The organism is Streptococcus sp. DAT741 (genome assembly GCF_009866825.1).
In the GTDB taxonomy this organism is placed as follows: domain Bacteria; phylum Bacillota; class Bacilli; order Lactobacillales; family Streptococcaceae; genus Streptococcus; species Streptococcus ruminantium.
The window spans coordinates 426,774-439,102 of record NZ_CP019557.1 but is presented as its reverse complement, the minus strand read 5'-3'; the positions used below and the strand labels follow the sequence as shown (position 1 = coordinate 439,102).

The following is a 12,329-nucleotide window of genomic DNA, read 5'->3' as shown; positions in this document are numbered from 1 at the left end:
TTTGCAAATCAAACCCAGATGATATCAACTTGATTTGGCGAATTTCAGCTCTACCAATACCATTACAGTCTCGTCTGATTTCTTTTCATTGAGTTATAACTAAGAAAGTATAACATATATTAGCTCAAAAATCACAGATAATCTTGTTGTAAATGTTTTCAGTATACAGATTGAAAGCAAAAGAAAAGAGATTGAACCCAATCTCTTATAAAATATTCTCAAAAGTGTCACGAACATCCTGAGGCCAAACGCTAGACTGAACCTCACCGATATGTTTCTTGCGAAGCAAGAACATCGCCAGACGAGATTGACCTATACCACCGCCAATAGATAACGGAAAAAGTCCATTCAAGAGAGCACGATGCCAGTCAAAGGTTAGACGATCTTCATCACCTGTGATAGCAACTTGGCGTTTGAGAGCATCTTCATCCACACGGATACCCATGGATGACAATTCAAAAGCTGCACCAAGCATATCATTCCAAACCAAAATATCACCATTAAGACCTTTATAACCAGCCTCTGACGGACTGGTCCAATCATCATAGTCAGGTGCACGACCATCATGCGGTTTTCCATCTGCCAGTTCGCCACCGATGCCAATTAGAAAAACTGCTCCGTATTCCTTGGCAACCACGTTTTCACGCTCTTTGGGTGTCAAATCAGGGAAGTTTTTCACTAAATCTTCTGTATGGATAAAGGTAATTTTCTTAGGCAAGACGGATTCAATGTCGTAGCGTGCCTCAACAGCTAGTTCTGTCAGACGAATAGCCTTATAAATCTGCTCAACTGTCTCTTTCAAGTATGCCAAATTGCGGCGACCATCTGGAATAACCTTTTCCCAGTCCCATTGATCTACATAAACTGAGTGAATCGGATCCAATGAATCCTCATCCGGACGAAGCGCCTTCATGTGAACAAAGAGACCCTCACCTTCATTAAAACCGAAACGAGCCAAGGTATGACGCTTCCACTTAGCAAGCGAGTGAACAACCTCATAAGTCGCCTCTGGAATCAGCTTCACATTAACAGTTACCGCATTCTCCACACCGGACAAGTTATCCTGCATACCATCCCCGACACGACTCAAAATCGGTCCTTGCACTTCTACGATTTCTAGTTTGTCTTTTAAATACTGAGTGAATGTATTTTTGACAAAAGAAATCTCCTCTTGCTGATGAATGAAGCTTTTCTTCACACCTTACCTCCTTAAAATTTATAAAACTATTATACTCTTTTTTATCGACTTGTAAAGACTGCTTATTAAATATTCTGATAATTTAATGAACCTCTTCCATCTTTGACATTAGAAAATCAATCATTTCCTTCGTCATTCTTCTTGGACCACGTACAGCTTTAACTCCTAGCTCTATCATCCGTTCCCTCGATAAGACACAATCTGACAGTGTAGCAAGCAATTCTACTTGCATGAGTTTCTTTGAAGATGACTGATCGGACTTTTCCTCTCTGACTATATTGGCCTTCAAAACACGACAGACATAGCGGACAGCTTGTACAGGTGCTGTTACATAGATGGCGACTATATCGTCAGCTTGAATAGTTGATTTCTGGGTCCAATAGATAATCTTATTCTCCGCAAACTCCGTATCAATATCATAGACCTTGGGATTGGCTGGAATTACCCAATAATCAGGACCTTCCTCTGCCTTATAGGATTTTGGACCCACAAGGTCCCGACTTTTTTCAAGGAGGGCAAAAATAGTTTGATCCTCCACCGTCCCATCTAGCAAGACGGATACCCAAGACTTCTTAGACATGTGATAAGCTGGATAGATGCCCGACTGGCTCAGTAGCTCTGCTATTTCCCTCGCATCAACCTTAAGATTGACAATCTCCACCACCTCTTGGTCATCGCTCCCGTCCAGTCGCCCCCGCTTGACCTGAATCACCAGTGCATACCACTTCTGATTGGCTGGATGACGAAAACTGCCTATTTCGGGTGATTTTACAAAGGGATAATCAGGTAGATCACCCCACTTATCTTTGACTTGCTGGGCGATACGATTGCTTTGTTGCTGGGAAAATGGCAGAGCGATACAGCAAGTTTCGACCACTCTAGTCAAAATCGCCTGATAGCCTTCACGTACCTGATGGACAAAAGCTCCTGATGGTGCGGTTACTTGATGAGCAGTATAAACCTCCTCCATTTCACAATCCCAAACAAAAGACGACAATTGACCAGCTTCATCAACCTCGACAACTGCTTCAAATTGACCATCCATGAAAAACTCACGATAGGTGTAACGATTGTCAGAGAATGTAAAACCAAAAGGGAGGAGAGAGGGGAGGTGAATCTGATAAGAAGTGTTTTTATTCATACATGCCTTTCACAAAATAGTTGCCTTATCCCTGTTTCCTAGAAAATAAGGGAATAACGTTATCAAATTTATCCGGTGTTAATAGATACTTCTCAAAAAATTGAGAATCAAATGCGAATAATTGGCTAATAAAATGTCTTGATACTTTCTGACTTCTTTCAATATCTGACACCGTTAAAATATTGTGCGATAGGATGATGTCCAATATACTTCTAATCTTGCTCGGTTTCTTTAAGGGAATATCTAAATCCAAGGGTTCAACAATTTTATAATCTTTTTTTGAAATCTGACGATAAAAATAAGAGTTTTGTTGCGGAGTTAATAAACCCAGTTTATAGGCTCTATATTCCAAAGCTTGAATTGAAACATTATATCGTTTTTTTAGCAAAACATACTGATCCGGATTGCTGACTCGTTTACCTACAATATTCTCGAAATCCTTTAAAAATTGCTCATGAGGTAGTAAGAAATAAGAGGCAAATTGATTTGCTTCTCTCTCCTTTTCCTCTAATTCTTCTTTTGATAGTTCTTCAAAATCTACATGTCTATGCAAGAGCAAATGACCTAGTTCATGAGCTAAATCAAAGTTTCGACGAACAGCAGATTTTCCAACTCCTAAAACAATGAAGGGACGACCGTTGCGTGACCATGCACTGTAGGCATCTGCATTCCCGTTTATCAGTCGTTCTGATATATAAATCCCCGACTTCTCTAAACAGTAAAGTAAATCACCATTATCAACTGAAATAGCAAGCATCTCGCGAGCCTGACTTGCAATGCTCTCAAGTGATTCTCCCTGTCGAAATTTTTGATGGATAGTATCAACTAGATGATAAATAATTTGGTTTGGAATGGATACAAAGTTCTCCAAATAATCAATCATCTGATTCATTTTTTCCAAATAGACCATCTGGATTCGAATGGTCTTCTTTACTTCAAGGTCTGCATTGCGAAATGCTATGCGACTAAGGGAAAAGGCGGCAGGTTCTTCCAAACTATCAAAATAGTCTACATCAACCTGAAAAAACCTAGCTATGGCTACCTTGTTTTTCAGTTTTGGAAGAGTAACTCCAGTTTCAAATTGCCAAATAGCTTGCTCACTCACCTCTAGTTTTACAGCTAATTCTGCACGTGTTAAACCTTTTAGAACCCTCAAGTCTTCTAACCTTCGACCATTAAACATTTCTAGACCTTTCTAAGCCTCTTTTTCTGAAGCGAGACGAGGTAAAATCTCGAAATCAGCTACATCATTGACCTCTGACAATCCTTCTAATTGATTATACTTTTCATCATTAAAATCAATGCTACTTTTAGCAATATAGCCCGATAGATCCTGAAGCGGAATCAATTTTCCAGTTCTAGAATCTGGCATGACAACTTGAATATTCGTCAAATGGTGTGATCCATCAGCTTGATAAGTGATAAAGAAAAAGTTATTTACAGAGTTTTCAGATTGCCCTAGAGCCTCAAATAGCTCATCATCAAACAACTCCATTTGAACTGGAAAAGAGACAGCTTCGCTTGCTCTACTCGAAAGACTCTCAAGGTATGGAGTATTGACTTTAGCATAGTCAAATAGATAGCCTTTTCCTCTATTTACAGCAGTAGGAAAAATCTGTTGCAATCTCGTAAGGCCTTTCAAGACAAAGCAGACGCGCCCCAGCAATGGATTGTCTGAATTAAATTCTAAAAATTCCCAAGACTGTCCCGCATGTTTCAACTCAAATTTTTCAATGAATGGTAACTTTGCTTTTGCAAGGGCATCGTCAATATGATTAGCTTTGGTCCAAGCATAACCACCAGAAACCTGCATGGCATTACGCTTTTCAATGCGTTCATCAAGATAGGACTTATATCCCTTTAAAATAGCATCTACAATTGTTTGACTTTGAATAGGAGAAAAAATCACTTGATCCATAAAATACCTCCATTTTCTTCTATTCTATCACATTTTTATAAAAAACTTAAAATTTCACTACAAAATAGAGTAAATTCTTAAAGAAAACTCCTACAATAACTTGAGTTTCAAAATTTATGCTATTTAAAATATTACTTTGAAGCAGCAAATCTTTCAAATAATTCAGTAGCAATAGATTGACCTTCCAATCGCAATAAACTTGCTTGATCAGCTATCTGATGAACAAATGAAATGTCATCGTATATTCGTTGAATTACATTTATCGGCTCAGCTACTTCAAATTTTGAATAATTTATTCTTTGTTCCTCATGCAAATTATAAAAAAGCATTGAGGTTTGAATTACTTCTATTTGATTGTGGCTACTCAGTGACAAATCATTCATTTTATAATATTTACAATAGATAATCTTTGGGAATTATACTAGATATTTCAAGTTTCAAAAACTAAAAATTTTACTGCCTTTTCCCTCCTAGTCCTAAAAAATACACTTTAAATAATTTTCTTTTCAAATTACCAGTAACCAGTATGACACAGTGCCAACAGAAAACGTTTTATTGTCCTTTCTCAAAAAAACACAGCCTTCCGACTGTGTTTCAGGAGATATATGAAAAAGAAAAAAGTTTTAAGATAGCTATAGTATACAGATGATAGCTTAAATCAACCTAAAAGAGTTCATTTAAAAAGCTTAAGTCGCTTCACAAAGAATGAATATATTTTTATGTATTTCTAAAAAACTTGCCTATAGTAAATTATCTCCCCAACTTCTCCATCTCTTTGATGCGTTCTACTGTGGCATCGTATTTGGCTTGGTAGTCGGTTTGTTTGGCTTTTTCTTTTTCGACGACTTCTGGTTTGGCGTTGGCGACAAAGCGTTCGTTGCTGAGTTTTTTGCCGACCATGTCGAGTTCTTTTTGCCATTTGGCGAGTTCTTTATTAAGGCGAGCCAATTCTTCTTCCACGTTGAGGAGGTCTGCTAGTGGAAGGAAGATTTCTGCGCCTGTGATAACAGCTGACATGGCCAATTCTGGTGTTGCAAGACTTGATGAAATTTCCAGAATTTCTGGATTTGTGAAACGTTTGATGTAGTTGACGTTGTTATTAAAGAAGTTTTCTAAATCACTATCGCTTGTTTTCACAAGGATGGTGATTGGTTTGCTTGGCGCAACGTTCACTTCCGCACGCGCATTTCGCACGGTACGAATCAAGTCTTTCAAACTTTCCACACCTTTATGAGCAGCTTCATTTTCAAAGGCAGGATTCACCGTTGGGTAGACCGCTGTTACGATAGAGCCTTCAGCGTATTGTCCAAAGATTTCTTCTGTAACGAATGGCATGATTGGGTGGAGGAGGCGAAGAATCTTATCAAGCGTGTAAAGAAGAACGGAGCGAGTGACGACTTTTTCGTCTTCATTGTCGCTGTAAAGGACTTCCTTGGTCAACTCAACATACCAGTTGGCAAATTCTTCCCAGATGAAGTTGTAAAGGATGTGACCTGCCACACCAAACTCAAACTTATCAAAGTTTTCAGTAACTTTTGCAATGGTTTCGTTGAGATTGTGGAGAATCCAGCGGTCCGTCACATTACCAGCCTCGCCTGTTGCAACTTTTGTGACATTGTCATGCGCCACATCCAGCGTCAAACCTTCATTGTTCATGAGGATATAGCGAGAAATGTTCCAGATTTTGTTGATGAAGTTCCATGAGGCATCCATCTTCTCGTAGGAGAAACGGACATCCTGTCCTGGGGCAGAGCCGTTAGACAAGAACCAGCGCAAACTATCTGCTCCATATTTCTCAATAACATCCATTGGGTCGATACCATTTCCAAGAGATTTAGACATCTTGCGCCCTTCCTCATCACGAATGAGTCCGTGGATAAGGACGTTTTGGAATGGCTGGCGCCCAGTAAATTCAAGAGATTGGAAAATCATACGTGACACCCAGAAGAAAATGATGTCGTAACCAGTCACCAAGGTTGAAGTTGGGAAGTAACGTTTGAAGTCTTCCGCATCGACATCAGGCCAGCCCATGGTTGAGAATGGCCAAAGGGCAGAGCTGAACCAGGTGTCAAGAACATCTTCGTCTTGAATCCAACCATCACCTTCTGGTGCTTCTTCACCAACGTACATCTCACCTTCTTCATTGTACCAAGCAGGGATTTGGTGGCCCCACCAAAGCTGACGTGAGATAACCCAGTCGTGAACGTTTTCCATCCATTGGAGGAAGGTATCGTTGAAACGTGGTGGGTAAAATTCCACCTTGTCATCTGTGTCTTGGTTGGCAATAGCATTTTTCGCCAATTCGTCCATTTTCACGAACCACTGAGTTGACAAACGTGGCTCGACTGGTACACCTGTACGCTCTGAGTGACCTACTGAGTGGACACGTTTTTCAATGTCAACAAGGGCACCGATTTCTTCCAATTTAGCAACAGTTGCTTTACGCGCTTCGAAGCGATCCATACCAGCAAATTCACCAGCTAGCTCATTCATGGTACCGTCATCGTTCATGACATTTACTTGTGGTAAGTTGTGGCGTTGGCCGACCTCAAAGTCATTAGGGTCATGGGCTGGTGTGATTTTAACAACCCCTGTTCCAAATTCTGGATCAGCGTGCTCGTCAGCTACAATTGGAATAGCCTTGTTTACGATTGGCAGGATAACATTTTTACCAATCAAGTCCTTGTAACGTGGGTCTTCTGGGTTAACCGCAACCGCAACGTCACCGAACATGGTTTCAGGACGGGTGGTCGCAACTTGAAGGGCACGAGAACCATCTTCCAACATGTAATTCATGTGGTAGAAGGCACCTTCTACGTCCTTGTGGATAACTTCAATATCTGAAAGAGCTGTACGAGCCGCTGGGTCCCAGTTGATGATAAATTCACCACGGTAGATCCAACCTTTTTTGTAGAGTTCTACAAAGACCTTGCGCACTGCCTTAGAAAGCCCCTCATCAAGGGTAAAGCGTTCACGCGGATAGTCCAGCGACAAGCCCAGCTTGCCCCACTGCTCCTTGATTGTCGCAGCATACTCGTCCTTCCACTCCCAGACCTTCTCTAGGAATTTTTCACGACCGAGGTCATAACGGGTAATGCCTTGCTCACGCAAGCGCTCCTCAACCTTAGCTTGGGTAGCAATCCCTGCGTGATCCATACCAGGCAACCAGAGGGTGTCGAAGCCCTGCATCCGCTTCTGACGGATGATAATATCTTGCAAGGTCGTGTCCCAGGCGTGACCAAGGTGAAGTTTACCGGTAACGTTTGGCGGTGGAATCACGATAGAATAAGGCTTAGCCTTCTTGTCGCCTGACGGCTTAAAAACATCTTGGTCAATCCAAGATTGGTAACGCCCAGCTTCTACTTCAGCTGGGTTGTATTTAGGGGATAATTCTTTTGACATTAGTTTTGCTCCTTTAGTCATTTAGATAATAATATTTTCCATTATGAACAAGTATCTGCAGCTCCCTTTCGAACACATTGTCTGTTGTATTGCTAAAATGCAACTTGTCTACTGATTGTTTCTTTATTCGGTCTACAATATCCTTGTTCATTTTCTTATATTTCAAATCGTTTTGAACCATTCCAGGTAAGTAAAAAACAGCTCCTTCAAATCCCTTTTTCGTTATCCTAGATTTTTGAATCTGAATTCCAAGTTGACTTGACTGGTTATTGTGCCATTGAGCAAGTTTATCTCTCACAGTATTCGACTGTTCCAAATAATTACCCAAACTTGAATAGCAATATTCTGAAGACACTTTCCCTCCATTCAGTAAATAAGTTAGTTGGGCAATTTCTTCCATTATTGATATCAAATACTGTTGAAATATTGTTAATTTCTCAACTTCAAAAATAACCTCTTTATACTTAGCATAGCTCGTATTTAAATTAGATGTTATTAAATTTTCAAGTAAAGAATTTACTTGTTGTAGTAGCTCTATTGCCTCATCTTCATAACGAACCAGACTACCTAAACTCCTCTGCCTAATCTCATCATTTTCCATGATTTCTATATTAAATTTGGTAATCTTCCCCACTTTTGGAATCAGTGATAAAATCTTAGACTTAAATTGTGTTTCTTGAAACTCTATAACTTTATCAACACCAGCTTGTAACTGTTCCAGTTTAGCATCCACTTCTGCCATATAATACTGTCCGACAACCATAGAGGCTACATTCATTGCATTTGCAACTATCTCTCCTGTTCTAGCAACTTTTTGAGCAGTTGGACTCACCTTTACTAAATGAGCTTGACCTGCCAGCTGTCCATTAACATGATAACCACCTCTAAAAGCTCCTATTTTATCTTTTGCCTTGTAAAGTTCTGCACCGGGTGGAATAACAACCTTATATAACTTATCATTTTGTAATAATTCATTGATATTCTGAAGTTTCTTTTTATTGATGCTGTCATAAACATTATTAGCAAATTGAGGAATGATTGCATTTACTTTTGAAAGAACTCCTCTATCCTTAATCTCATGCATTTTTTCGAAATCTAATACTTCACGGTTGGATAAGGTTATAACTTTTGGAAGTAATTCTAAGAATTCTCCATCTTCTTCAACCGACAGATTGTTATTAGAATTATCTGTTATGTCTGATGGAATTGATGGATCCGATGATGCCAACTTCTTCTTATGCCAACTATAAAACATTACTCCGACTCCCAAAAGTATTAAACAGGTGACTAAAATTAAAAAAAGTAAATTCATCATTTCTCCTTTAGTATTTTTTAAGAAAATTGGCTTATACTATCCTCAAGCTAGAAATAGCCCAATTCTTTTTCATATAATCTCCTAGAAATAGTCAGTCCTTTGGGCTGGCTATTTCGTTTGTTCTTGCTCAAGCTCCTCCATTTTTTGGATAATCAGTTGAGCTACGTCATTGGCAGAAAGATGAGTATTATTAATTTTGAGATAATGCTGAATCCCCTCTGGAATGCCTAATGAGGTATATCGACATGTATCAGCTGTAGAGAGAATCTCAGCCTCTGAAACTTCAATGTGTCGTTTCAAAGGTTTATGGGTAAGTCGATTTTCTGTCCGATTACGCCGCAGACGTTCTTCCAAAGCAGTTTCCAACTCAACAAATAAAATTTCCTGACCATGATGATGAAAAATCGTCTGAACAGTTGTAAGGAATTGAACATCTATGAGATTTTTAAAATTAATCAAGGCAGTTCCGATTAGTGGGCGGCCTGACCTAGCAAACACATCATAAACAGCAAATGTAATACGTGTATTGAGGTCAAACATATCCTCAGAAAATTCAGGAATAAAACGTAGGCTAAAATCAATCGAATCGTGATTATGAAAGAGGGTCATCCCTGTCAATTTCGCAACCTCCTGCCCAATGGTCATCTTACCAGAAGCTTGTGCTCCAATAATAATTAGATTCATCTTCCCTCCCCCACCAACTCTATCTTAATCCCATCTGGGTCTTCCAAATAGAGGGCATAGTGGTCTGGTCCTCCTGCATGTGGATAGCGGTCATCGTAGAGCAGTTTGACTCGTCTGCTCAAAAATTCCTTCCGCCATTGGTCAATCTCATCCGGTGTTCCCGCATGAAAAGCTAGATGATTGAGACCTGTACGGCACCGGTGATAACCTGCCTCTAGGAAGTCCTCTGGTGTTTGGACAAAGACCAGGTATTGCTCTGCTTTTTTATAAGACAGCCCTTTATCCCACTCCTGATAGAGCGAGTAGCCTAGCTTGGTCAGGAGAAAATCGTAAAATGCACGTGAGGTTTCCAAGTCTGAAACATATATTTCAACATGATGTAACATATCTTCTCCTTTCCAAATGAAAATCCCTGCCTAGACTTGCTAGACAGGGACGAAGTTATTCCGCGGTACCACCCTTGTTCAGATAAATTATCTGCACTTTGCTTATTTGATTCACATCATCAGCAACCAGTTTTGACATTTGTGCGGATTTCTCAGCAACACCGCTTTCTGTGACAAATGAAGCCCAAAACACCTCTGAATGTATTTATTTTAGCAGATTTCTTCGTGCAAAGCAAACAGATTGAGATTATTTTTTCAACTTAATTCCTAATTCTTTTAGTTGCTTAATCGTTGCAGGACCAATCCCTTTAAGAGCTAGCAATTCTTTTTCTGTATGGTCAGAAAAATCTGCCACTGATTGGATACCAGCTTCATAGAAAGTCTCCAAACGTGTAGCTGCTATCCCTTCTAACTCAGGAAGAGCCAAGAATTCCCCCAAAGAATGAGGAGAGGAGCTTACCTCTGCTATCACTTCTTTCACTTGTTCAACGGCTTGTTCCACAACAGCTTCAGCCTTGTGAGCCACAGTTTCTACAACTCCACGCGCAGCTTCCAGACCTGTACGACCTACACGCTTCAGATCTGCCAACTGCTTTTTCAATTGCTTCTTACGATTTACTTTTTTCTTTGTCAAATTTTCTATCCTCGCTCCTTAATAATGTTTCTGACCAACTAACCCATCTGGTAGATCATGAAATCCTTTACCTGCATGGTAATTGGCAAACTTCCCTTGAATGAAACGATAGGCATCCAGTTTGCTCTCGTAACGGATATAAGCATCCGCAGCTCGCTCATCTCCATCTTCTTCCAACACACGCCGACTTTCTTCCACCGCCATCTCATTAACCATGACCTGAGTGTTGACCCAAGCTTCAAATTCTTTTAAAAATTCGTGTTCTTTTGTCATTTTCATCCTCTTTTGTAGTCTTCATAATTTGCTTTTGGAAGTTAGAGATAGAGGGAAACATTCGCATTAAAAATAGACCTAACTTGGTATCTCATCGCATTCCCAAGTATTGATCTAAAACAATCGACTGAACGAACTGTTTCAGTCAAGCAAGACGATTTCAAATCATATCAAATGACTCGAAGTTAATCTAAAAAACAAAGCTTCCCCGTTCACCAAAGGAATAACATATAAACCGAATGACTATCTCTGCTTCATATAGAAGCACACCGGTACATTATACCATAAATTCTAAAAAATAAAAGACTTCCCCGAAGAAAATAGAAAGAAAACCCTAGCCACCATGCAGCTAGAGTTTCCAAAATTACCAAATAAAGCGATAAACAGTCTGAGATAAAAAAGGCTCATCCTTTTTCAGCAAAATAGAACCAAATCCTTCCTGATTACAAGCATTTGGCAAAGCTTGACATTCTAGACTAAAGGCACCGTGATAAGCCGCCAAAGCCGTAACAGGAAAATTGTAGGTATAGATAACAACCGATGATTGATTGGTTCTAACGCTAAGCCCAATTTTCCCATCTGGACTCAAAACTTCTACCGGAATATCCACCTCTTCCAATAACCATGGGTGGTCATAACCTTTTACCAACTCATTTTGGGGATATTGGCTATCAAATCCCTGAGCAAAAGGCGCAAAATCTCTAAAGTCAAACGGAGTTCCCGTCACACCTTCTAAGACACCCATTGGTAGGTTATCCTCCCCAAGTGGAGCATAATGATTCGCAGCAATTTTAATACGGTGTTCGGCTACAGACTGCTGAAAATCTCCCGTCAGATTAAAATAGATATGATTGGTCGGATTAAAAATTGTATCCTTGTCTGCCACTGCTTTATAATCAATTTTCACTTCATTCTGATTTGTTAAAGTATAGATCGCTTTCACTCTCACATCACCTGGAAAGCCATTAAAGCCATCTTTCAGGACAATCCCAAAGGTTACTTGATTTTTGTCATGATCTAGTTCAACATCCCAGTATTGTTGATTAGCTGTGTCAATCCCACCATGCAGGGTGCGACCTGGTTCATTTTCTGTAAAGTGGTAGATTGTTCCATTTATATCAGCTCGTGCACCTGAAATTCGTCCCGCTACCGGAACAATGGTCGATCCGGGATACAAGTCTGTCTCACGATAATGCCTAGCTGAGCTAGCGGCTAGACTAACATTGCGCAAACCTCCATTATCCTCAACCGGCAGAAGCACCTCTACCACCCTAGCACCAAAATCCGTCAGTGTAACATACATACCATTCTTATTTTTCAAGCAATAGAGCCTAGCTTTTTCGCCAAATTCTTTTACTTCAATCATATATCCTCCTCC

12 protein-coding genes are annotated in these 12,329 nt (G+C 39.9%); all 12 read right to left on the bottom strand.

All coding sequences use genetic code 11. The annotated features are described in order from the left end of the window. Positions 1 to 205: 205 nt before the first annotated feature. Positions 206 to 1,198 (bottom strand): aspartate--ammonia ligase, encoded by a 993-nt coding sequence (asnA, locus tag BZG42_RS02255; protein ID WP_024532114.1) that lies wholly within the window; start codon positions 1,196 to 1,198, stop codon positions 206 to 208. 82 nt (positions 1,199 to 1,280) lie between these two features. Continuing rightward, on the bottom strand, positions 1,281 to 2,339 hold the full coding sequence (locus BZG42_RS02250) for an MmcQ/YjbR family DNA-binding protein (protein ID WP_155996033.1): 1,059 nt from the start codon (positions 2,337 to 2,339) through the stop codon (positions 1,281 to 1,283). 25 nt (positions 2,340 to 2,364) lie between these two features. Beyond that, positions 2,365 to 3,522 carry a spr1629 family repressor/antitoxin gene (locus BZG42_RS02245; protein WP_155996031.1) on the bottom strand — a complete coding sequence of 386 codons (1,158 nt, stop codon included), beginning with the start codon at positions 3,520 to 3,522 and terminating at the stop codon, positions 2,365 to 2,367. A 12-nt stretch (positions 3,523 to 3,534) separates the two neighbouring features. After that, positions 3,535 to 4,257, bottom strand: coding sequence for a spr1630 family ClpXP-sensitive toxin (locus tag BZG42_RS02240; RefSeq protein ID WP_024532111.1), 723 nt, complete (start codon positions 4,255 to 4,257; stop codon positions 3,535 to 3,537). 131 nt (positions 4,258 to 4,388) lie between these two features. Further along, positions 4,389 to 4,640: a hypothetical protein gene (locus BZG42_RS02235; protein WP_032537870.1), complete on the bottom strand. Its 252-nt coding sequence runs from the start codon at positions 4,638 to 4,640 to the stop codon at positions 4,389 to 4,391. 367 nt (positions 4,641 to 5,007) lie between these two features. Beyond that, a complete protein-coding gene (locus tag BZG42_RS02230; protein ID WP_155996029.1) occupies positions 5,008 to 7,659 on the bottom strand; it encodes a valine--tRNA ligase in 2,652 nt (883 codons plus the stop codon). A 13-nt stretch (positions 7,660 to 7,672) separates the two neighbouring features. Further along, entirely contained in the window at positions 7,673 to 8,974 is a 1,302-nt protein-coding gene (locus tag BZG42_RS02225; protein ID WP_155996027.1) for a hypothetical protein, read from the bottom strand. A gap of 108 nt (positions 8,975 to 9,082) precedes the next feature. Further along, positions 9,083 to 9,658: a shikimate kinase gene (locus tag BZG42_RS02220; RefSeq protein ID WP_155963322.1), complete on the bottom strand. Its 576-nt coding sequence runs from the start codon at positions 9,656 to 9,658 to the stop codon at positions 9,083 to 9,085. Continuing rightward, on the bottom strand, positions 9,655 to 10,044 hold the full coding sequence (locus tag BZG42_RS02215; RefSeq protein WP_155996025.1) for a VOC family protein: 390 nt from the start codon (positions 10,042 to 10,044) through the stop codon (positions 9,655 to 9,657). Before BZG42_RS02215 ends, BZG42_RS02220 begins: the two co-directional genes overlap by 4 nt. Positions 10,045 to 10,291: 247 nt before the next feature. Further along, positions 10,292 to 10,678, bottom strand: coding sequence for a helix-hairpin-helix domain-containing protein (locus tag BZG42_RS02210; protein WP_155965043.1), 387 nt, complete (start codon positions 10,676 to 10,678; stop codon positions 10,292 to 10,294). A gap of 18 nt (positions 10,679 to 10,696) precedes the next feature. Then, the gene (locus BZG42_RS02205; protein WP_155965042.1) at positions 10,697 to 10,951 is read right to left on the bottom strand and encodes a DUF1912 family protein; all 255 of its coding nucleotides are present in this window, start codon (positions 10,949 to 10,951) and stop codon (positions 10,697 to 10,699) included. 364 nt (positions 10,952 to 11,315) lie between these two features. Then, the gene (locus BZG42_RS02200) at positions 11,316 to 12,317 is read right to left on the bottom strand and encodes an aldose epimerase family protein (RefSeq protein ID WP_155965041.1); all 1,002 of its coding nucleotides are present in this window, start codon (positions 12,315 to 12,317) and stop codon (positions 11,316 to 11,318) included. Between the last annotated feature and the right edge of the window lie 12 nt (positions 12,318 to 12,329).